This window comes from Campylobacter sp. IFREMER_LSEM_CL1097 (assembly GCF_025772225.1).
GTDB lineage: Bacteria > Campylobacterota > Campylobacteria > Campylobacterales > Campylobacteraceae > Campylobacter_D > Campylobacter_D lari_D.
Genome location: NZ_JAKMRT010000008.1, coordinates 62,130 through 83,472 on the forward strand (window position 1 = coordinate 62,130; position 21,343 = coordinate 83,472).

Annotated in this window: 19 protein-coding genes and 4 tRNA genes; 9 read left to right on the top strand and 14 right to left on the bottom strand. The window is 29.6% G+C overall.

Annotation, left to right across the window (positions count from 1 at the left end):
* Positions 1-87 precede the first annotated feature (87 nt).
* Positions 88-516 carry a single-domain globin Cgb gene (gene cgb / locus L8W64_RS04925; protein ID WP_133319038.1) on the top strand — a complete coding sequence of 143 codons (429 nt, stop codon included), beginning with the start codon at positions 88-90 and terminating at the stop codon, positions 514-516.
* A gap of 24 nt (positions 517-540) precedes the next feature.
* Here cgb and L8W64_RS04930 read toward each other — a convergent pair whose 3' ends face one another.
* Both L8W64_RS04930 and L8W64_RS04935 read right to left on the bottom strand, forming a co-directional pair.
* Positions 541-1,014, bottom strand: coding sequence for a GlcG/HbpS family heme-binding protein (locus tag L8W64_RS04930; protein WP_133319039.1), 474 nt, complete (start codon positions 1,012-1,014; stop codon positions 541-543).
* 9 nt (positions 1,015-1,023) lie between these two features.
* Complete coding sequence (locus L8W64_RS04935) at positions 1,024-2,652, bottom strand: multidrug ABC transporter permease/ATP-binding protein (protein ID WP_263672994.1); 1,629 nt, start codon at positions 2,650-2,652, stop codon at positions 1,024-1,026.
* 164 nt (positions 2,653-2,816) lie between these two features.
* Between L8W64_RS04935 and L8W64_RS04940 the strand changes: the two genes are divergently transcribed.
* From L8W64_RS04940 to L8W64_RS04950, 3 genes are read left to right on the top strand one after another with little or no spacing between them, the layout of a single operon-like run.
* Positions 2,817-3,812 carry a filamentous hemagglutinin N-terminal domain-containing protein gene (locus L8W64_RS04940; protein WP_263672995.1) on the top strand — a complete coding sequence of 332 codons (996 nt, stop codon included), beginning with the start codon at positions 2,817-2,819 and terminating at the stop codon, positions 3,810-3,812.
* Complete coding sequence (locus tag L8W64_RS04945; protein ID WP_263672996.1) at positions 3,781-6,465, top strand: hypothetical protein; 2,685 nt, start codon at positions 3,781-3,783, stop codon at positions 6,463-6,465. The genes L8W64_RS04940 and L8W64_RS04945 overlap by 32 nt, the downstream gene beginning before the upstream one ends.
* A 10-nt stretch (positions 6,466-6,475) precedes the next feature.
* Entirely contained in the window at positions 6,476-8,155 is a 1,680-nt protein-coding gene (locus tag L8W64_RS04950) for a ShlB/FhaC/HecB family hemolysin secretion/activation protein (protein WP_263672997.1), read from the top strand.
* Here the strand turns inward: L8W64_RS04950 and L8W64_RS04955 are convergent.
* Genes L8W64_RS04955 through L8W64_RS04985 form a run of 7 tightly spaced genes read right to left on the bottom strand, consistent with a single transcriptional unit; the run spans position 8,152 to position 14,553 of the window.
* Positions 8,152-8,724 (bottom strand): type II secretion system protein, encoded by a 573-nt coding sequence (locus tag L8W64_RS04955; protein WP_318529424.1) that lies wholly within the window; start codon positions 8,722-8,724, stop codon positions 8,152-8,154. The two genes, L8W64_RS04950 and L8W64_RS04955, sit on opposite strands and share 4 nt — an antisense overlap.
* Positions 8,721-9,728 (bottom strand): tRNA (adenosine(37)-N6)-threonylcarbamoyltransferase complex transferase subunit TsaD, encoded by a 1,008-nt coding sequence (gene tsaD / locus L8W64_RS04960; RefSeq protein WP_263672999.1) that lies wholly within the window; start codon positions 9,726-9,728, stop codon positions 8,721-8,723. The genes L8W64_RS04955 and tsaD overlap by 4 nt, the downstream gene beginning before the upstream one ends.
* Complete coding sequence (locus L8W64_RS04965) at positions 9,725-11,113, bottom strand: M99 family carboxypeptidase catalytic domain-containing protein (protein ID WP_220566709.1); 1,389 nt, start codon at positions 11,111-11,113, stop codon at positions 9,725-9,727. Before L8W64_RS04965 ends, tsaD begins: the two co-directional genes overlap by 4 nt.
* Positions 11,110-12,189, bottom strand: coding sequence for a 1-deoxy-D-xylulose-5-phosphate reductoisomerase (dxr, locus tag L8W64_RS04970; RefSeq protein ID WP_263673000.1), 1,080 nt, complete (start codon positions 12,187-12,189; stop codon positions 11,110-11,112). Before dxr ends, L8W64_RS04965 begins: the two co-directional genes overlap by 4 nt.
* Positions 12,186-12,914, bottom strand: a complete 729-nt coding sequence (locus L8W64_RS04975; protein ID WP_220566711.1) for a phosphatidate cytidylyltransferase — start codon at positions 12,912-12,914, stop codon at positions 12,186-12,188. Before L8W64_RS04975 ends, dxr begins: the two co-directional genes overlap by 4 nt.
* Positions 12,915-12,925: 11 nt before the next feature.
* Positions 12,926-13,246, bottom strand: coding sequence for a hypothetical protein (locus L8W64_RS04980; RefSeq protein WP_133319048.1), 321 nt, complete (start codon positions 13,244-13,246; stop codon positions 12,926-12,928).
* Between the two features lie 2 nt (positions 13,247-13,248).
* The gene (locus L8W64_RS04985; protein ID WP_263673001.1) at positions 13,249-14,553 is read right to left on the bottom strand and encodes an NFACT RNA binding domain-containing protein; all 1,305 of its coding nucleotides are present in this window, start codon (positions 14,551-14,553) and stop codon (positions 13,249-13,251) included.
* 42 nt (positions 14,554-14,595) lie between these two features.
* On the opposite strand from L8W64_RS04985, the gene L8W64_RS04990 reads away from it, so the two are divergent.
* The 3 genes from L8W64_RS04990 to L8W64_RS05000 all read left to right on the top strand — a co-directional run bounded on the left by L8W64_RS04990 (position 14,596) and on the right by L8W64_RS05000 (position 16,532).
* Positions 14,596-15,195, top strand: coding sequence for a molybdenum cofactor guanylyltransferase (locus tag L8W64_RS04990; RefSeq protein ID WP_263673003.1), 600 nt, complete (start codon positions 14,596-14,598; stop codon positions 15,193-15,195).
* Entirely contained in the window at positions 15,158-16,132 is a 975-nt protein-coding gene (locus tag L8W64_RS04995; protein WP_263673005.1) for a phospholipase A, read from the top strand. The genes L8W64_RS04990 and L8W64_RS04995 overlap by 38 nt, the downstream gene beginning before the upstream one ends.
* Before the next feature lie 67 nt (positions 16,133-16,199).
* A complete protein-coding gene (locus L8W64_RS05000) occupies positions 16,200-16,532 on the top strand; it encodes a hypothetical protein (RefSeq protein WP_263662300.1) in 333 nt (110 codons plus the stop codon).
* A gap of 24 nt (positions 16,533-16,556) precedes the next feature.
* Here the strand turns inward: L8W64_RS05000 and L8W64_RS05005 are convergent, their stop codons facing one another.
* The gene (locus L8W64_RS05005) at positions 16,557-17,909 is read right to left on the bottom strand and encodes a Na+/H+ antiporter NhaC family protein (protein WP_412174902.1); all 1,353 of its coding nucleotides are present in this window, start codon (positions 17,907-17,909) and stop codon (positions 16,557-16,559) included.
* A gap of 134 nt (positions 17,910-18,043) precedes the next feature.
* On the opposite strand from L8W64_RS05005, the gene ilvD reads away from it, so the two are divergent.
* Entirely contained in the window at positions 18,044-19,720 is a 1,677-nt protein-coding gene (gene ilvD, locus L8W64_RS05010) for a dihydroxy-acid dehydratase (RefSeq protein ID WP_263673007.1), read from the top strand.
* A 74-nt stretch (positions 19,721-19,794) separates the two neighbouring features.
* Here the strand turns inward: ilvD and L8W64_RS05015 are convergent.
* The 4 genes from L8W64_RS05015 to L8W64_RS05030 form a co-directional block, all read right to left on the bottom strand.
* Positions 19,795-19,882: transfer RNA gene (locus L8W64_RS05015), tRNA-Ser, on the bottom strand.
* A gap of 35 nt (positions 19,883-19,917) precedes the next feature.
* Positions 19,918-19,991, bottom strand: a tRNA-Cys gene (locus tag L8W64_RS05020).
* 16 nt (positions 19,992-20,007) lie between these two features.
* Positions 20,008-20,096: transfer RNA gene (locus tag L8W64_RS05025), tRNA-Leu, on the bottom strand.
* A gap of 9 nt (positions 20,097-20,105) precedes the next feature.
* Positions 20,106-20,180, bottom strand: a tRNA-Gly gene (locus tag L8W64_RS05030).
* Positions 20,181-20,380: 200 nt separating this feature from the next.
* Between L8W64_RS05030 and L8W64_RS05035 the strand changes: the two genes are divergently transcribed.
* The coding region (locus L8W64_RS05035; RefSeq protein ID WP_263673008.1) for a cache domain-containing protein at positions 20,381-21,343 on the top strand (963 nt) is incomplete at its 3' end.

A 21,343-nucleotide genomic window follows, 5' to 3' on the forward strand; every position in this document is an offset into this window, starting at 1 on the left:
AAAATAATACAAAATTAACATAAATCAAGATATTTTTTCTCTTATTTTTATATAATCATCAAAAATACAATATACAAAGGAGATAAAATGACACAAGAGCAAATTCAAATCATCAAAGATTGTGTACCAATTTTACAAAAAAATGGTGAAGTTTTGACAAAAGAATTTTATAAAATCATGTTTGAAGAATATCCTGAAGTAAAACCTATGTTTAATATGGAAAAACAAGCTTCAGGCGAGCAACCAAAAGCTTTAGCGATGGCTATTTTAATGGCAGCAAAAAATGTAGAAAATTTAGAAAATATGAGAAGCTTTGTTGATAAAGTAGCTATCACTCATACAAAATTAAATGTCAAAGAAGAGCATTACCCTATAGTAGGTGCTTGTCTTTTAAAGGCTATCAAAGTAGTATTAAATGCAGATGAAACTACACTAAAAGCTTGGGAAGAAGCTTACAAAGCTATCGCACAATTTTACATAAACATTGAAAAAGAAATTTATGCAAAAGCTAAGTGACAATAGGCTTTGATTTTTCAAAGCCTATTTTAAAAACGCTATCCCCGCTTTTGCTATTTTTACATCCTCATCTAAGTGTGCTCCACCCACACCTATACCACCAACAACAACTCCATCTATAAAAATCGGTACCCCACCAGGCATAATAGAAAATTTATCATCTAAATAACGAATATCTTCAGGTATTTTACCCTCTTTTACACCTTTAAAAATAACTGCTGTTTCTCTTTTTTGCGAAGTGGCTGTGTAGGCTTTTTTATAACTAGCATTAATCGTATGCACACCTGCTTTATCATCTCTTAAAACTGCTAAAATTTGACCAGATTTATCTACTATGGTAATACTTACATGAAAGCCATTTTTTCTTGCTTCTTTCTTTGCAAGATCCAAAATCCCTTCAACCATTTGCGAAGTTAGAACAGGCTCTTTTACAAGCTCAAAAGATTTTGCCATCAAACTTACTCCTAAAAATAAACATAAAATAAATAATTTTTTCATTTTTATCCTTTAAAATTTTTCTACTGCATTTTTTGCTAGTTCTTTAATATCGCCTTTTAATTCACAAATTTGACCATTTTGTGCGAGTAAAATTCTATCAGCCATGTCAAAATATACTTCATCATGTGTTATAGCAAATATTGTAATGCCTTTTTGCTTTAAAAGTGGCAAAAGCTTAGTGTAAAAAAACTTTCTAAACATAGGATCTTGATCAGCTGCCCACTCATCTAATATTAAAATATCTCTTTTTTCAAGTAAAGCATTAAGCATAGCAAGGCGCTTTTTTTGTCCAGCCGAGAGCTTTATAGTGCTAAAATTATTTTCCACAAGCTCTACTTTTTCATTTAGTTCTAAAATTTCAAGCCAGTATACCAAGTCTTCTTTGCTAAATTTCTCATCTTCTAAAATATGCTCAAATAAATGAAAATCACTAAAAATCGCACTAATTAAACTTCTATATTCATAAATATTTTCTGAAGTTACTTTTTCATCATCTAAAAAAATATCCCCTTTAAAGTCTATAAAAAGTCCTGCTAAAATCATAGAAAAAGTAGATTTACCACTACCATTTTTCCCTATTAAAAATACGCATTCGCCCTTTTTAAGCTCAAAATTTACAGGTTTTAGTGCAAAATTTTCATTATAAGAAAAAGATACATCTTTAAAACAAAGTTTTTGCCAAGTTTTTTTATTTTGACTAATTTTAAACTCATGAGAATAATTTTCTAAATTTAAATTTGAAATTTTATCTAAAGCGATTTTTGCCATCATAAGCGTAGGAAAACTTCCTATCATAGCTCCAAGTGGCGATCTTAAAAAAAGCACACTTAAAGCAATAGTAGTAGCACTTTGCAAACTAGCAAGTTCATAGCTTAAAGCTATATAAAACTCCACTCCTACTAAAGCTAGCATGGCACTATTACTCCAATTATTAGATAAGATATGTAAGATATTTCCTATAGTGGAGCTTTTTTTCTTTTTTAGAGCATTTTTTTCAAACTCGTTTTCATAATAATACTTTGCCCTTAAAGGATTTAAGGTTAATTCTTTATGCCCTTGTAAAATATTTTGATAGTTTTTTTGCAAAGCATCATCATTTTCCCTAGCATTTTTAAAATAAAAATACACCTTACTCATTAAAAAATTATCCACCAAAAAAACGCACACTATCCACACAAAACACAAAAAGAAAATTTCTAAAGAAAGATAAGCTATATAAGCACTTACACAAATAATCAAAACACTTGATTGTATGAATTCAGGAAGTCTTAAAAGTCCAAAAGAAATACTACGCACATCATTATTCAAAGAAGCCAAAATCTTTGCTTTAGTAGTATTTAAAATACTCAAAACACTTGTATCTAAAATTTGCTTTACAACCCTTCTTTGCATTTTAAAAATAAAACTTTGTCCAAACGAGCTTAAAGCAATTTCTACAAAAGAAGAACTCGCAAAAAATACAAGCAACAAAAGCACAAAATACACGATAATATTTGAGTTTTCAAGATTAGCTTTTAATAAAAATTCATTGATAAAAACTAAAGTCAATACACCTAATATACTCGTAAAAATACTAAAAAGCAAAAAAAGAATGATTTTTAATTTGCTTTCTTTAAATAAAAAAACTAAAAATTTCATTTAATCTAAACCTTAACTCTAAAAGTAAATTATATAACAAAAATATGCATAATAAATTATTTATATTGTTTATGTTTATTTATTTTTATTTAACTATAAATAAATTTTGTTATAATATATTTAAAAATTACATATTGATATTAATAATTATTTAAGGATAGCTGATGTCTAGTTTTTCTAACCATATTCTTTTATCTGGTATTGTTATTTCTATCTTATTTGATCAAAGTCTAGCGCTACCTAGTGGTGGTAAATTTACACATGGAACTAGTGGTTCTATTAGCATAAATGATAATCATATGAATATCCACGGAAATGGGCAAAATTCTGTAATACAATGGGGTGGTGGCTTTAGCATAGGCAAAGGTGAAAGTGTAAATTTTAATGGAAACAATAAAAACTACCTAAACATTGCTCATGGTACAAGTAAATCCACCATAGAAGGTTTATTAAATGCAAGTGGCAATAATGTCTTTTTAATCAATCCTAATGGAGTAATCATAACTAAAACAGGAACTATCAATGCCAATCGCTTTGTAGCTTCAACCTCATCAATAAGTTCTGATGAAATACAAAAATTTGCAAATGGAAAAACAAACACCATACAATCACCCATTATAAAATTAGATAAAAACAATGGCAATGTGGTTAATATGGGAAATATTAACGCTGAAGAAGTTGTCTTTATAGGAAATAAAATTTTATTAAATTCAAATATTAAAAATTCAAATGATTTATTAACTAAAATCAACTCAAAAAACATCAAACTTATAGGAAACAAAATAGACATTGATACATCAAATATAAACGCAAATTCTTTATCAAAATTAGAAGTAAGCGCTAAAGAAAGAGGTTCTATATATTTAAATGCTAGTGGATATTACTACGATCCTAATTCTTTTGCAGTTTTTGATAAACTTAAACAAGCTGATTTTCAAAATATAAAACATAATAACTCCTTTAACATATATGATTTTGTAGGAATATCTTCAGATGTTGATTGGTGGCATTTTGCCAAAGGTTGGAATGAAAATAAAAAAGATTTTAGAAATACAGCTACCGAATACAGACTAACAAATGATATAGATTTTAAAGGAAAAAACTATGCAAATTACTGTATAGAAGGATATGGTTGCACCAATATATCCTATTTACAATGATAATTGGGAAATTATAGAAGATAATAGCTTTTATAATAAAATTTTTGACGGACAAAATTTTGCTTTAAAAAATATATTCATAGATACAAATGTATTATCAGATTCTTTAAGATATGTTGGTATATTTGGAAATGCTAATGGTTCTGAATTTAAAAATATAGTAATTGATTATAACGATAATTCTATTCTATCAAACTCAATGTATACTGGAGGTTTTGTAGGACATGCAAGTGGTGGCAGTAAATTTGAAAATATAGAGTTAAAAAATATCTCTAAAATCTCTACACAAAATAAAAACAACCTCTACGCAGGAGGTTTTATAGGATATGTTAATGGTGCTAACTTTAACAAGATTGATATAAAATCAATAGGAGAAATCAGCGGTATTAGCCTTGAAAATAGATCACATATTGGAGGTTTTGTAGGTGGAATTAACAATGGAAAATTTGAAAATATAAACATATCACAAATAAATAAAATTATTAATGATAAAACAACAAAAGCAACATATACAGGTGGTTTTGCCGGAGAAGTATGGGGAGGAAAATTTAGCAATATCGATATAAGACAAATTGATGAAATTAATGGAGGTTTTGTTACAGGTGGTTTTTCAGGTAATATAGGCTATGCTGATCTTGAAAATATAAATTTAGATATAAACAACATAACCTCCACTTTTACTACTTTACGCCATACTTATGCTGGTGGATTTGTAGGAAGTATTGATTCTGGTGATACTTATTTTAAAAACATCAATGTGCGTGTTAAAAATGTAAAAAGCATTAGTCAAGATAACAAAGATGGCTCGTTGGAAGAAGATTTTTTTGATACAGGAAATGCTTATGCTGGCGGGTTTGTAGGTTTTGCTAATGGAGGTGTTTTTGATAATATTAGCATAGAAGCTGAAAAAATAGAAAGCATTAATAATAACTCCATGGAAGGCACTCGTGCTGCAAGCGGTGGCTTTGCAGGAAAAATAGAAGGATATAGAAGTGATAATTTATCTCTTTCAAATATCACAATAAAAAATATTGACACTATTTCAGGCAAGATTGAAAAAGACAAAAGTGGAATGGTGAATGTTGGAGGTTTTGCAGGATGGATTCAAAAAGAAGGTAAAGGAAGTTTTTCTAACATAAGCATATATGATATAAAAAATATACAAGCTTATGGACAAAAAGACTTTGCCAATGCTGCTGGGTTTATCGGATATATTGAAGGGCGTTCAATGTTTCAAAAATTTAATTTAGATTTTAAAAATATATATTTATTTTTTGAAAATGACTCCCAAATACAATCTTTTGCAAATGATGGTAAAAATTTAAGTGGAAAATTTATTAGTGCCTATAACGATAAAAATGTAAATTTAGCTTTTAAGAATATACATATTTATCATCATGAAAATGATTTTAATGATGTTTTTAGCGACTTAAAATTATGGAAAGATATGAAAATTAATATTCATACCTATAATGATGATAATAAAAATTTAAAATTTGAAGATTTTTTAAGTAAAGATAATACAATAGCAAGACCTATTATAGAACTACCAAAAAAACCAGATTTTTCAAATAAAATAGAAATTAATTACCCAAATATAGACAATATCATACAAGAAGAAGCCATCCTTGGTAAAGATGATTTATATGAAGATGTCATCAAAAATGAAATTCTAGCAGATCTTATCAATCAGCATTATAAAATATATATTGATGTTTTATTGGATATGTTAGCAGAAAAAGATTATAATCTAATGACAGAAGATGAAAAAGTAGATTTTGTGGCAAAATACTTCATCAAAGATACAGCAAATAATAAATCACAAGCCTTGAAGATAGTTCAAAGTTTAGATTTTATAATGGCTTATCAAAACAATGGATTAAATAATGCAAATAATGATAAATTTGAAGAAGGTGTAAAAGATTTTTATCAAAACAATATAAAATCAAATATAGACAAAACAATTGAGAAAAAAATAAGTATATTAGAAATTCTAAAAGGAGAATTAAAAGATATAGTTTTAAATTCGCAACAACTTCTAAAAGAATTGGAAAATATAAAATTACAACTTCAAATAGCAGAAAAATCTTATAATGACTATATAAAAAACAATTCTTCACTAGATCCTAATAAGCTAGCTCAATTACTTAAAAATATCAATATGCTAGAAAAACAACAAGAAACAATAGCTTCCAAATTAGGATTAGCAGAAATTAAAAATAAAATAGAATATCAACACAATAAAGGTAGTTTTTTAATAATGGGAGATTATCAATATGACTTATATAAACCTATTTTAGAAAGCATTGATCTAACACCTAGTATTCCTGTTGAACCTGATTTACCTTGGACTGATCTAACACCTAGTATTCCTGTTGAACCTGATTTACCTTGGACTGATCTAACACCTAGTATTCCTAGCATTCCTACACTAGAAAACAATCAAGCAAAATCAAGTCTAAACAATAGTCAAAACTATCCTGCAATGATTAATGACAATATTGCTAATTTATTTTTATTTAATTCTTTAGGAGATGATTTAGTTAAAGATGAAATAATAATCAAAGAAATTGGGGAACTTGATATAGAAGCTCGTAAAAAAACTTGTATTGTAAGTGATGGGTTTAAAGCTATGAACCCTTGTGCTAATTAAAGAAAGTTAAATGTATAAGATTATTGTTTGCACCTTAATCTTAGCATGTGCTTTACGAGCTACAAATGACAATATAAAAATAATAGAATTATCCCCTGATAGAAATATACCACAAAACAAAGCTTTAAAAGAAAATTTAAAAACCGAACAAAATTATGAAAAATTTCAAGATGCTAGAGAAATCATAAATACACACCAAGAACATTATGAAAAAGAAATACTTACTCACTATAATTTTCACATCACAAACAAAGGAATTGATTTTGAAAATTTAGGAATTGAAGAAGAGGAATTACATAATCTCATATTAAATTATGAACAGAAAAAATTTAATATCCAAGATTTGCAAGATGTATCAAATATTGTTGCTTATTATTTCCAAGTTAATGGCTATCCTGCTGCAACAGTGTTTATTCCAAAACAAAATTTTGAAGATGGCAATATAGAACTAAACATTGCTTTAGGAGTATTTGGAAAACACATAATAGAAAACAAAACCTCGATCAAAGATCATTTCATAAAAGATAAATTAGATAAAAAACTTAAAGGTAGAATTATCTCCACTAAATTAATAGAAGATAGCGCATATAAAGTCAATGAAATGTATGGAGTACAAACCCTAGCAGGCTTACAAGCAGGAGAGAATGTAGGTGAAACTGATATAGTTATAGAAGTAGTTCCTGATATTAAGGCTAATGTATTATTATATGCTGATAATTATGGTATTAAAAGTTCTGGTAAATATAGAATAGGCATCAGCATGGGATTTAATTCTATATTTAATATGGGAGATTATTATAATTTTTACTTACAATCAAGCAATGAAAAACAAATTAACTATGGGGCTAGTTATACTTTCTTTTTAGGAAATTTAAAAATTACTCCAAGTGTATCAAAAGGAAATTATTCCTTGGGAGAAGATTATGAAAATGCCGGATTTTATGGTACTTCTAGAAATTTCGGTATAGACTTTTCTTATCCTGTGTGGATTAATACCAATTCATCATTTTACTTTACTTCAAGTATTTATCATAAAATACTTAGTGATACAAGTGCTGGATTTTTAACTTTTAATAAGCATTCTAATGTAGGTAGTATGGGTTTAGAAGGTTTATTTAGAAATTTTCATAACACTTTTATTTATAGTACCAAAATCAACCTAGGCAAGGTCTATGACGATGGGGTTAATTTTTTAGGCACTAATTATAAAAATAATAGTAATGGCATGGGTTGGTTTAGAAAACTCAATGCTAGTTTGAATAATTATTATAGTATTAATGAGTATATTACTCATACTTTAAATATAAACTATCAAAAGGTATTAGGGAATTTTGAATTAGATTCTTCTGAGAGTTCATCTTTAGGTGGAGCTTATGGGGTAAGAGCTTATGATAATGGAGAAGGTGATGGAGATAATACCATAGTAGCTAACTTTGGTATAAGAATAAATATACCAAATACGAATTTTTATTTTACTCCTTTTTATGATGTAGGTTATGCTTGGTATGAAAAAGCTTCAGGGGATAGACTAGCAGATGAGCATTTTTTAGATGCAGTAGGCTTACAAATACTTTATAATAAAGCTAATGAGTATTATATAAAACTTGATGCAGCTAGAGCATTACATCAATATAAATACGATGATGAACATAGAATGAAATTGTATTTAAGTGGAGGGGTGTATTTTTAACTACCACTTAGAAAATACACTCTAGTAGCTAAATCTTTAAAAGCTTTAGAGTGGATTAGACCTTGACAAGCTTTGGATTTTGAAGTGCTTGCAAATTCACTTTGGCTAAAAGCATTTAAAGCTTCATCTAGTTGAGTTTTTATACTTTGATTTTTAGGATCTTTCAAAGCTTGATTTTTTAAATCTGCTATATTTTGGGCTTTGCTTTTTTGAGCATTATCTACTATAAGCGCTAAAAGCAAAATGCTTTCTTTATCCACAAAAAGCACCTTAAAACACTGTTCATCATTTCCTACACTAAAATCAAGTTCTTTGGTGGAATTTTGCAAATTTGATAAGTCTTCATTTTTTATATTTGTTACATTGCTCATTAAAGCTATATTTGAAAGACTTTCATTTTTTAATATATAAGCACTTATATCATTAATAAAAATTTTTAAATTTCCCAAAGCTTGAACTACACTTGCCTCATCTTTACTTGTGCTAAATTTTGGCAGAGCAACCGCAGCTAAAACTCCAAGTATAATTACTACAAACACAAGCTCTATAATAGTAAAAGCTTTTTTCATAATATGCCTTGTAAGTTTTTTACCTTAGGCTTTATAAGATCATCTTCTATATTTACAAATTCTTTACGCTCATAAGCCTCACAAGCTGCCCTTGCTATCATCAAAGCATTATCCGAACAATACTCAAGCGGAGCTAGCAAAAGCTCACATTGATAACTTTGACATAAATGCTCTATTTGACTTCTTAAGCTTAAATTTGCACTAGCTCCGCCTACTATACCAAAGCGTTTAAATTTATACTCTTTAAAAATTTTTTCTAACTTGTTTAAAATATGAGCTATGGCTGCTTTTTGAAATGCAAAGGCAATTTTACTTTTACGCTCCAAGCTTAATTCTTCTCTTAAAATTTCCAAACGTACTTGGTTTTTAAGCCCTGAAAAACTATAAGCTAAATCTTTAGAATAAAGCAAGGGTATGCTAAATTCTAAATCACTTTCTTTTACATTTTTAGCTAAATTTTCTATGATAGCTCCACCAGGATAGCCAAGATCCATCATTTTTGCTACTTTATCAAAGCTTTCTCCAAAACTATCATCGGTTGTTCTTGCTAATTCTGTGATTTTACCTTGCTCATTAATAAAAAGCACCATAGTATGCCCACCACTTACAAGCAATACACCCATATCAAAATTAGCTTTTTTATCTAAAAACATAGAATAAATATGCCCTTTTAGATGATTAATCGCAATGAGCGGTAAATTTAAACTAATAGCAAGCATTTTAGCCATAGCTACTCCACCTATCAAACTCACACTAAGGCCAGGTTCATTTGTAACCGCTATGGCGCAAAGTTTGTCAAAGTATTTTTGGCATTTTTTTAAAATCTTAGGTAAAGCTTCACTATGTAATCTTGCGGCAAGCTCGGGCACCACCCCTCCATAAGCACTATGGGCATTTTCTTGAGAAATTTTTGTATGAAAGATACACTCAAAGTTATTTTTATTAATGATAGCAATAGAACTATCATCACAAGAACTTTCTATGGCAAGAATCAAATCTCTCATTGAAATTCCACTAAAATCATACCGATAAATTTATCTTTTTGTTCTGCTTTTTCTATGGCTTTTGCAGGTATATTTGCTTTTTTGATTTCTTTAAAATTAGTCTTTCTTTCTAAAACTTGATCGGCTAAATTTGCATTTTTTAGCTCATAAAATTCTACTCTGTAAATTTTTCTTTTTTTATCCAAAGAATAACGGCTTTGCATTTGGTTTTTGCTTATAACAATATCACTTTCATCAACACCTCTATCAAAACCTATAACATTAACTCTTACACCTGCTATAGAAGGTATTTTAAAATTATCTTTTACCATAATTTTTTGAGCAAAATTTGTTTGTATATTTTTTCCATCTACTATCACTTCAACACTATCTAGAGCATTTGAAAATTCAAAATATTCAGGATACAATCTTGTTTGCAAGCGATTGCCATAATTGATTGAATATGAGTTAGCATTGGAAATTACTGCAGTAATCTCATTACTTGCTTCATAATTTAAAGCTTGATTAATAGGAAAAGGTAAAAAATTTATAGCACTAGCAGGTTTATCAAGATAAAGTAAAATTTTATCATTAAAAAGTTTTACCTCTAAAGGCTTTTCAATAGCTCTATAAACTCCATTTGGAGTTAAATCGAAAGTTCTTTGAAATTCTATATTTGCCTTTTTTAGATAATACTCCACCGCCAAAAGATGATAATATACTCTTAAATGCGTTGGTAAATTTTTGCTCGCTTCATTAGCAAAGGCTGCTTTGTGATTTGACACCACAAAATAAGTTAAAGCCTTTAGCATATCTTTATCATTGCTTTCTTGGGTTTTGGTATTTTTTAAATGATATTGATGTTCTTCTTTAACCAAAGCTTTATTGATATTTTCCACTGCCTCTTTAGCAATATTTTCCAAATCTGCATATTTAGTAGAATTTACCTCACTTTGATCAATAATACTAGTATTGCCCCAGCGATTTGGATTTTTATCTTTGCTTTCATATTGAGGTCTATAAAATCCACTTCCATCGTGCAAATTTATAACCATATTTACCTCAGGTTCCAAAATAAGCTTTTTTATGCGCTCTATAGTGTGAAAATCAGGATCGTTTTCATCTATATGGGCAAATTTTCTATTTAAATCTCCAAAATTTCCTCTATTTCTAGCAATAATACTTTCAAAAGCTAAATTTGGTGCGACAATAATTTTACCTTTAGTGATATTATAATCACTCAAAAGCAAACTAGCAGCATGAAACCCACCTGGCTCGTCTCCTTGTATACCTCCAAGGATTAAAACCGTATTATTATCATCTAAACTTTTTCCATTTTCTTTAACGCTAAACTCTAAAGCAAAAACCACATTTATAAAAATCAAAATACTTAAAAAATATCTCACTTCATTTCCTTATCTAAATAAAGCCTAACTTGCTTATCATACTCAAAAACATCTTCAATTTGGTTAATCTTTGGCACACCAAAATAATCCAATGCTTTAAAAATACCCTTGGCTATGTCTAAAAACTGCGCTTTTTGGGCTAAAAATTGATACACCATATATTCATTTGCACTATTTATAATCACACCCAAGTCAGGCTTTTTCAAAAGCTCATCTTTAAGTAAAAATATAGGATATTTTTTTAAACTAATTTTTTCAAATTTTAAACTTGGCATAGCTAACAAATCCAAATTTTCTATAAAGCTTTGATCATGCTCATCTAAAATCGCTTGAGCTATAGACAAACGCATATTTGCATGAGAAAAATATGCACTCATACCACCATCTTTAAATTCACATAAAGCATGCACTAAAGACTTTCTTTCTATCAAAGCATCTATTTGTTTAATACCATAAAGATGATAAGCTTCGATAATTTCAAAAAGTTTATTACACATGCTAGCACTATCTATGGTGATCTTAGCTCCCATGCTCCAGTTAGGATGCTTAAGAGCTTCTTTTACGCTAACATTTTTTAAATCTTTGATTTTATAATTATAAAAGGCCCCGCCACTTGCTGTGATAAAAAGCTTTTTAATATCTTTTCTTTTATCTATCAAGCACTTTAGTGCTGCATGTTCGCTATCTATGGCTTTAATCTTAGAAGTGTCAAAAAATTTCCCTGCTACTACTAAGCTTTCTTTGTTTGCCAAGGCTAAAATTTTACCAAGCTTTTGCACCATAAGACTTGAACTTAAGCCTGCAAAACCTACTATAGCATTTACCACTAAAGAACTTTTGCACTCAGCTATCATCGCTTTTAAACCCTCTTGGCCACAAAAAATCCTATCATGATCAACTAAGGTTTTATCTTTTTCATCTTGTATACATACAAATTTAGGCTTAAAAAGAGCTATTTGCTCATTTAAAAGCTTGATATTTTTACCACAAGATAAGGCTTCTATGTTTATGTTTTTTTCTTGAGCAATAAAAAGAGTATTAACTCCTATACTTCCCGTGCTTCCAAGTACGATCATACTAAAGTTGCCATTGCAAATGCTGCAATGATAACAGCATCAATTCTATCTAAAACTCCCCCATGCCCTGGGATTAAATTACCACTATCTTTAATACCTGCTTGTCTTTTAAAATAACTCTCAAGCAAATCCCCTATCACAGCAAAAATAGCTACGATTAAAGATATATAAATACTTTTTACCAAGCTAAATTCAAAAGAGCCTATGATGGTTCCTAAAATCCCCGCACAAACAATGCCACCTACAACACCTTCTAAGGTTTTATTTGGACTTGTTAGAGAAAAAGCTCTCTCGCCAATTAGTTTTCCTATAAAATACGCCCCACTATCGCAAGCAACAACAATCACTATAAGCCAAAATAATACAAACATACCCTCATAACTTAATACTTGATAAAGCATTAAAATAGGTAAAGTAGGATATATATAAGGCATAAGTTCATTTAAATTTTCACTTTTTTTATAAACTAAATATCCTAAAATCAAAATCAAAGCCAAAAGGCCTATAAAGAAAGGTTTATCTAAAAATGCTCCTATTGCAAAAACACACAAAGCTACAAAAACACTTGCATGTTTGCTTTTAAACATAGTTTTTGCTTCATTAAATGCCAAAAACAATAAAACACCAAAAATCGCAAAATTAATCAAAAAATTATCCACTAAAGCAACAACAGCTATCACAGCTATCATCACAATAGCACTAAGAATTCTTGTCTTTGAAAACATTTTTATCCTTTCTATATACTTAAATCAAGCAAATGAGAACTTTTTTTAACTACTTCTTGCCCCTCTTGTTCATCTTCATCTTCTTGCTCTTGTTCTTGATGATGTTTAGAATGCTTTTTTTCTTCCTCTTGCCTTTCTTTTACCTCATCGCTTACTTCATGAGTTTGATTAACTTTTTCAAGTTTTTCAACCGCCTTTTCTTTTGCTTGAAATTCACTCATATTTACCAAAGTTGCAAAAGAATCTTTTGCCAATTCATTACTAGCTTGTGCTGAATGTACTGGTGCATTTTGGTTAGCAAAATGAATACCACCTATGGGACTTATAGGCATACTTACTCCTTTAAAACGCTTAAAGTCTTATAATTTGTATAATTTACAAAAGCCTTTTCTTTTATTTTTACAAAATTCTTACTAGTATAATCGACCAAATAAACTCCAGAACTTAGCTTGGAAAATTCCACACAAAGCTTTGCTGCAAATTCTAGCACTAATTGACTTATTTTTAATTTATTTGAAGTAATGATCACATGTGCACTAGGATAATCTTTCACATGCAGCCAAATATCATCTTTTTTAGCTATTTTTAACAAGTATTCATTAGCTTTTTCATTGCGTCCTACGCTGATTTTAAACTCATCAAAATAAAAGCTACTAACCCCTGCATTTAGTTCCTCTTTTTTTGTTTTTTTCGTTTTTTTAGGCATTAAAACTTCTAATTCTCTCAAAGAGGTGCTTTTAGCAATTAAGTCTTTTAAATTTATTAAAAAATCAAGTTTTTCACTTAAAATTTCTCTTTCTATATTGATATTTTTAGCCTTTTGTTTTAATTTTTTTGCCATTTTATAAAATTCATTCGCACTGTTTTTAGGAGTATCTTCGAGCTTAAAAGCAAGCTCATTTGCATTAAAATCTTGCAAAATAAATTCTCTTTGATAATCTTTTAAAAAATTTAAATTAGCAAACAAAACATCTGCTTTTTGGCTTAATTCTTGAGCTTTTTTTAATAAATTACTTTCTTGTTCTAAATTTTCTATGCTCTCTTTAAGGGTAAAGATTTTTTTATCTATATTTAAAAGTTTATTTTCTTTTATATCTTTTAAGCGATCTTGCTGTAACTTTTTAGCACTTTCTTTAAAATACACATTAAAATCATCAATCTTTACAAATTCTTCTTTTATCTCATAAGCTTTTAAAGCTTGGAGTTTTTCGCCTATTTTTACAACGCGGTAGCTTTTATCTATATGACGCAAAGCTTCTATGATAATATCATCAGTGTCTGTGATGATTACATTAGTGTTTTTTCCTGTAAATTCAAAATAAATCTTAGCCCCATAAGCTTTGTAAGATTTTTCTGATAAAACTTCAAAAGATAAAATTCTATTATTTTCTAATACTTCTAAATTTAAAATCTTTGCGTTAGAGAAGTATTTTTTTAGCATAAAATCAAAAGGTGCATTATAGACTTTTGCTTGGAGTTTATCTTGGTAAATTCCACTTTTTCCACGCGTTAAGTCTAGTATAAAAGCTTGATGATCTAAGCTAAGCTCTAAGATATTATCATCAAGGCGTTTGAGATAATTTAGTCTTTGAAATTGTTTAAAATAATCTTTTATTTGTATTAAATCTGTATATTTCATAAATGTATTATAAAATATTTTGATGAATTTATGAGGTTTTTTATGAGTGAAAAAATTCCCTATCCTTGTGTGATTTTATGCGGAGGAAAATCTTCGCGTATGGGAGAAGATAAAAGCTTATTACAAGTAGATAATAAAAACTTAACTCTTTATCAATATGAAAAAATGTCAAGGATTTTTAATCAAGTTTTTATTAGCAGCAAAAAAGATAAATTTCATCAAAAAAACTTAGCACTTATTTTAGATGAGGATTTAAACAACTACTCTCCACTCATTGCCTTAAATTCCATACTTAAACATTTTAAAAATACCTATGTATTTATCCTTAGCGTGGATACTCCAAACATAAACAAAGAAAGTTTTTACAAGCTTTTTGATCATCTAAAATCACAAAATATACTCTTAGCAAGCACAAAAAAATACAAGCATTATTTATGTGGATTTTACCATAGTAGGAATTTTGAAAAAACTTTGCAATTTTTACAAGAAAACAACCACAAATTAGCCCTTTTTTGTGATACAATGAAAGCAGAATTTATAGAATTTGAAGATGATAATGAGTTTATAAATTTAAATTATTTTAAAGAATATAAAAAGTGGCTTCATGAAAAAGACAATTCTACCCATAGTATGTGCTTTTAGTGCTTTAGCAAATGAGGATTTATTCAATCAAGCCTTAGAATATGAAAATCAAGGTAAGTACAAAAAAGCTATGCAAATTTATAAAAGCTTAGCTTTAAAAGAAAAACAAAAAGAAACAAGTTTAGAAAAGTCTTTTAATTTTGAGCAAAATACATCCAAAGAGAAAAAATTAGATGATATTAATCCAAAAAATGAAGCTTTAGCAAACTACCTTGGCACAGAAAAATCATACAATCCTTTTGGTATTAGCACGCATAATCTTAGCTATTTTATGCCTGTTTCTTATAGTTTTAGCAAGAGAGATTATAAAAGCACTGAAACTAAATTTCAAGTAAGCCTTAAAAAAACTCTTTTTGAAAATCTTTTGGGTTTAAATGAAAGTTATAACATAGGCTATACACAAATTTCATGGTGGCAACTTTATAAACATTCTGCTCCTTTTAGAGAAACAAACTATTTACCTGAATTTTTTATCAACTTTCCTATAAGCGGATATGGTGCTTTTGAGAATTTAAAAGATGTACGCATAGGCTTATTACATGAATCTAACGGGCAAAATGATCCAAAATCAAGATCATGGAATAGAATTTATCTAAGCAATGCATGGTTTTTTGGCGATTTTATGTTCATACCTAGAGTTTGGCTAAGAATTCCTGAAAAAAGTTCAGAAGATGATAATCCTGACATAGAAAAATATTTAGGTAATTTTGATATTAATCTTGCTTATACCCAAGATGATTATTTTATCAATATATTGTGGCGTAATAATTTAAATTTTGCTAATAACCGCGGTGCAGTAGAAATAAGCGGAGCTTATAAAATTTCTAACAATGGCTTATATATTTACACTCAGTATTTTAACGGATACGGTGAGAGTCTTATTGAGTATAATAAATCTTCAAGCAGACTTTCAAGTGGAATATTGTTAATGTATTAAAATGGAAAAATTTTGCTTTATTAAGTTTATTATTAATAATGAAAAGTCTTTTAAAAGATTGTGCGATTTGTTTAATTATATCAAAATCTTAAAAGATGAGAATTTACAAATAGAAGATTTATACACAGATAAAAGTATATATAATTTTTACAGCAAAAAAGAATTAGAATATTTCTCAAGCAAAGATTGTTGGGAGTTTGATGATATTTTTGACTGCATAGGAAATGGAGAATACTATTTTCACTCCATAGAAAAAATAGAGGAAAATATCGCCAAATTATATTTTTACCCCATTTCTTTTCCTTATGGTGGAGTTGAACCTATAATCGAGTTTATAAAATCATTTCAAATGAAAATTCTTACAATTGATTGTGGTTATATGGAAGAATTTGAATATTAAAAGCCTTTTTAGACTTTTAATATTTTAAATTAAGAAAAATGCTATAACACTACCCAAGATAAGCAAAGAGCCATTAAAGCATAAAAAGGTTGGTATACAAGTATCTTTTATATGATCACCTTGCTTATCTGCATTAAGCCCTACACTCACTCCCAAAGTCGTTTCACTAGCAGGTGATCCTGCATCGCCCAAAGCTCCAGCAACACCGATGATAAAAATAATTGCAGCAGGTGAAAAACCAAGTTCTATACATATAGGACAAAATAAGGCGGCGATGATAGGAATAGTACCAAAAGAACTGCCTATACCTATAGTGATTAAAAGACCTATAGCTAGCATAATAAAAATAGCTAAAAAGTGACTTTGCTCCATAAAAGGCACGCTTGTTTTTACAAGCTCAGCTATACCTCCACTTTGTTTTAAAACCTCTCCATATCCTGAAGCAACAAGCATTACAAAAGCTATATAACCCATGATTTTAAGCCCATCATCAAAAACTAAATTAACTTTGTTATACTCTACTCCACCCAAAATCACCATCAAAACAAAACCTAAAAGCCCTGATAAAGGTAAATTGTGCGTCAAAATTTGCAAAATCAAAGTCAATCCAAGGCCAGCTAAAACTCCCCATTCTTTTTTACTCATTTTTAGATTTTCAAAATCCATTTTGGCAATTTGTTCTTCTTGATATTCTCTTGGCTTAGCATAAAATACAAACACAGCCAAAAATAAACCAACTAACATACAAATAGCTGCAAAAGCCATAGTTTGAGAAACTTCTCCTAGGCTAATTTGCACCCCATTTGAATTTAAATTATCCACAAGCAAAGTTTGAAAAATAAGCCCAAAACCTAAAGGCACCACCATATAAGGTGTGGTAAGTCCAAATGTTAGCGCACAAGCTATGGCTCTACGATCTATTTTTAATTTATTAAAAAGTTTCAACAAAGGTGGAATTAACAAAGGTACAAAAGCTACATGGATAGGGATTAAATTTTGCGAAAAACAAGCAATAAGTGCCAAAGAAAGTATAAGTAAGTATTTTTTATGTGAAATATAATGCGAAACTATTTTAATCAAATATGCCGTTAGATTAGTTTTTGATATAGCAGCGGCCACCGCTCCAAGCAAAATATAACTTAGTGCTGTTTGCAAATTCCCTTGCATACCATCGATTAAAACTTTCATAGAATCCATCATAGCTTGTGGAAGTTGGGTAAAAAAATCCACCAAACTTAAATGCTCCATATGCATAAATTTAGACCAAATACCTACAAAAAGCCCAGAAAGCAAAACACTAAGTAAAACATTAAACCTAAAAAAACACAAAAGCGTCATTAACAAAACGCCTATAAATACTGGATTAGTTAAAAGCATTACATTCCTTAAATCAAAATAATTGCACATTTTAAATAATTTTCTTTAAAATACTATTTAAGTTTAAAAAATTTAAGCAAAAATTGCAAAATAAAAGCATAAAATGATAGTTTTTACTTTAAAAAAGGATGCAAATGAGAAGTGACGCAATCAAAAAAGGACACTTAAAAGCACCAAATCGCTCTTTACTTAGAGCATGTGGCTTAAATGATGAAGATTTTAATAAGCCTTTTATAGGTGTGGCAAATAGCTATATAGATATCATCCCAGGACATTTTTTCTTAAATGAATATGCAAAAATCATTAAAGATGAAATCCAAAAAAATGGCTGTATTCCTTTTGAATTTAACACCATAGGTGTTGATGATGGTATAGCTATGGGGCATGATGGTATGCTTTATTCTTTACCAAGTCGTGAAATCATCGCAAACTCTATTGAAACAGTGATGAATGCACACCAACTTGATGCACTAATTTGTATCCCAAATTGTGATAAAATTACTCCAGGTATGCTCATGGGGGCTTTAAGAGTTAATGTGCCGACTATTTTCGTTAGTGGCGGACCTATGAAAGCAGGAGTAAATAAACATGGAGAAAAAATCAGTCTAAGTTCTGTTTTTGAAGCAGTGGGAGCTTATGAGGCTAAAAAAATCGATGAAGACGATTTAAAAGATATAGAATGCAAAGCTTGTCCTAGCGGTGGATCTTGCTCGGGTATGTTTACTGCAAATTCTATGAATACTTTATGCGAGGCTATGGGTATAGCACTAGAAGGAAATGGAACTATTTTAGCACTTAGCAAAGAAAGAGAAGAGCTTTTAAGAAAAGCTGCGCGTAGAATTTGTGAAATTGCACTAGATGAGCGTTTTAAAATTCGCAATATTATTACTAAAAAGTCCATTAATAATGCTTTAGTTGTTGATATGGCTATGGGTGGAAGCTCAAATACTATCTTACATATGCTTGCCATTGCTTATGAAGCAGGTGTAAATTTGGATATAAAAGAGCTCAATCACATCAGTGCTAATGTGGCCCATATAGCCAAAATCGCTCCATCTTTAAACACAATATATATGGAAGATATACACAAAGCAGGTGGAGTAAGTGCAGTAATAGCTGAAATAGCTAAAAAACCAGGCCATATTTTAGAACTTGACACTCTAGATATTAGTGGAAAAACTTTAAAAGATCGCATTGAGAATGCTGATATTAAAGATGAAAACATTATAAGAAAAATAGACAATGCCTATTCAAATGTAGGTGGGCTTGCTATACTTTTTGGGAATTTGGCTGAGCAAGGCTGTGTGATAAAAACTGCAGGTATTATGGGCGAGCGTAAATTCAAAGGAAAAGCAGTTTGTTTTAACTCTCAAGAAGAAGCCATTAAAGGCATTATAAAAGGTAAAGTTAAAGAAGGCGATGTGTGCGTGATACGCTATGAAGGGCCAAAAGGTGGACCTGGTATGCAAGAAATGCTTAGTCCGACTTCATTGCTCACAGGCATGGGGCTTGGTGCTAAAGTTGCACTTATAACAGATGGTCGTTTTAGCGGAGCTACAAGAGGACTTAGCATAGGCCATATTTCTCCTGAGGCTGCAGAAGGTGGACTTATAGCGCTTTTAAAAGATGGTGATGAGATAGAAATTGATGTAGATACTTACAGCATTAATGCAAATTTAGCCCAAGATGAAATTGCTAAACGCAAAGCAAATTTTAAAATACCTTATAAGCAAATAAATTCAAGATGGCTTAAAATGTATCAAAAGCTTGTTAGTAATGCTAGCAAAGGCGGGGTTTTAGACTTAGAATAATTTTCTTAATTTCTTAAAGAAATTAAGAAATATCTTTTTAAATGTAAAACAAAATATGAAAAATTATGTTAAAGTGGCCGGGAGAAAGGGATTCGAACCCCTGGAGGTGTGACCCTCAACGGTTTTCAAGACCGCCGCTTTCGACCACTCAGCCATCTCCCGTAAAAGAATAAAAATATCAAGTATTAACATCGCATTGGAGGCGACATCCGGATTCGAACCGGAGATCAAGGCTTTGCAGGCCCATGCCTTACCGCTTGGCTATGTCGCCTTGAGTTACCAAAAAGTGGTGCCCGAGGCCGGACTTGAACCGGCACGGAAGAAAAATTCCGAGGGATTTTAAGTCCCTTGTGTCTACCAATTCCACCACCCGGGCGGGTGATAATGGAGCGGGAAACGAGATTCGAACTCGCGACCCCAACCTTGGCAAGGTTGTGCTCTACCCCTGAGCTATTCCCGCATTAAAGTTGAAATTATATCAAACTAATCTTAAATATATATAAAAATTATTTTTATTATAAATTAATAAAAAAATTATTTTTTTATAATATAATTCCGTAAATACAATAAACTTTTTAAAATATAATGATAAAGTTAGATATAAAATTATTATATTTTAAAATATAAGGTAAAATCAAAAACAAGGAGAACACAAAAATAATGTTAAAATTGAATGTATCAGGCAAAATGACTTCAATAGTTGGACTATTAATTATCACCATATTAAGTATAGTTAGTATTTTGGGTTATTTTCAAACCAAAAACAATACTTTTGAACTCATAAAAGATGTTCAATTAAAAACAATGGATGATGTAACTCTAACTTTTAATAATTATGGTCAAAGCAAAAGAAATGCTATAAATACTTTAGCAAGCGAACTCTCTAAAGCACCATTAGATGATAGAGAACAGATTTTATCGCTTATTTCATCTTTTCAAAAAGCTTTTAATTTTCAACTAACTTTTTTTGGAATTGAAGAGTTAAATGGTGTATTTTTATCAAATGGAAAATTTTTAAATCCTGAAAATGGATTTAATTTACAAAATAGTATTTGGTATACTCAAGCAAAACAAGCAAAAACAGTTATTACAACTAATCCTTATAAGTCATCAACAGATAATACCGTTACCATGACATATGCTGCACCTGTATACAAAAATGGAAAATTTATAGGTGTTGTTGGTGGCGATTATGCATTAAGTTCTTTTTCTAAAGATGTATTAGCTTTTGGTAGATCTGCTACTACTTATGCGGTAGTATACAACAATGAAGGTGAAATAATGTTTCACGAAAATCAAGATAAAATACTAACAAAAGACCAATTAGGCATAAATATATCAAAAATTATAAACACAAATCCGTCATACTATTTAGATCCAGATAATAGAGACTCTTTATTTCAAGTTCAAGATGATAAAAATACATTATATGAAGTAATGTGTAATTCTACCATAAATCAAAATTTTAAAGTTTGTACAATTACAGAAAATCGTGCTTATACAAATCCTATTAAAAAAGCCTTATCTGCTCAAATTATAGTAGGTTTAATAGCAATAGCAGTCGCTCTACTTGTGGTTAAACTTGTAATCCAATATAATCTTTCTCCACTTCAAAAAATCCAA

What these genes read in the sequence shown, in the direction of transcription:
- L8W64_RS04990 (WP_263673003.1), top strand. Translation starts at nt 14,596, where the DNA reads ATGAGTGAAAAAATTCCCTATCCTTGTGTGATTTTATGCGGAGGAAAA.
- L8W64_RS04935 (WP_263672994.1), bottom strand. Translation starts at nt 2,652, where the DNA reads ATGAAATTTTTAGTTTTTTTATTTAAAGAAAGCAAATTAAAAATCATT.
- L8W64_RS05005 (WP_412174902.1), bottom strand. Translation starts at nt 17,909, where the DNA reads ATGCTTTTAACTAATCCAGTATTTATAGGCGTTTTGTTAATGACGCTT.
- dxr (WP_263673000.1), bottom strand. Translation starts at nt 12,189, where the DNA reads ATGATCGTACTTGGAAGCACGGGAAGTATAGGAGTTAATACTCTTTTT.
- L8W64_RS04985 (WP_263673001.1), bottom strand. Translation starts at nt 14,553, where the DNA reads ATGAAATATACAGATTTAATACAAATAAAAGATTATTTTAAACAATTT.
- L8W64_RS04940 (WP_263672995.1), top strand. Translation starts at nt 2,817, where the DNA reads ATGTCTAGTTTTTCTAACCATATTCTTTTATCTGGTATTGTTATTTCT.
- cgb (WP_133319038.1), top strand. Translation starts at nt 88, where the DNA reads ATGACACAAGAGCAAATTCAAATCATCAAAGATTGTGTACCAATTTTA.
- L8W64_RS04955 (WP_318529424.1), bottom strand. Translation starts at nt 8,724, where the DNA reads ATGAAAAAAGCTTTTACTATTATAGAGCTTGTGTTTGTAGTAATTATA.
- L8W64_RS04975 (WP_220566711.1), bottom strand. Translation starts at nt 12,914, where the DNA reads ATGTTTTCAAAGACAAGAATTCTTAGTGCTATTGTGATGATAGCTGTG.
- L8W64_RS04980 (WP_133319048.1), bottom strand. Translation starts at nt 13,246, where the DNA reads ATGCCTATAAGTCCCATAGGTGGTATTCATTTTGCTAACCAAAATGCA.
- L8W64_RS04995 (WP_263673005.1), top strand. Translation starts at nt 15,158, where the DNA reads ATGAAAAAGACAATTCTACCCATAGTATGTGCTTTTAGTGCTTTAGCA.
- tsaD (WP_263672999.1), bottom strand. Translation starts at nt 9,728, where the DNA reads ATGAGAGATTTGATTCTTGCCATAGAAAGTTCTTGTGATGATAGTTCT.
- ilvD (WP_263673007.1), top strand. Translation starts at nt 18,044, where the DNA reads ATGAGAAGTGACGCAATCAAAAAAGGACACTTAAAAGCACCAAATCGC.
- L8W64_RS04930 (WP_133319039.1), bottom strand. Translation starts at nt 1,014, where the DNA reads ATGAAAAAATTATTTATTTTATGTTTATTTTTAGGAGTAAGTTTGATG.
- L8W64_RS04950 (WP_263672997.1), top strand. Translation starts at nt 6,476, where the DNA reads ATGTATAAGATTATTGTTTGCACCTTAATCTTAGCATGTGCTTTACGA.
- L8W64_RS04945 (WP_263672996.1), top strand. Translation starts at nt 3,781, where the DNA reads ATGGTTGCACCAATATATCCTATTTACAATGATAATTGGGAAATTATA.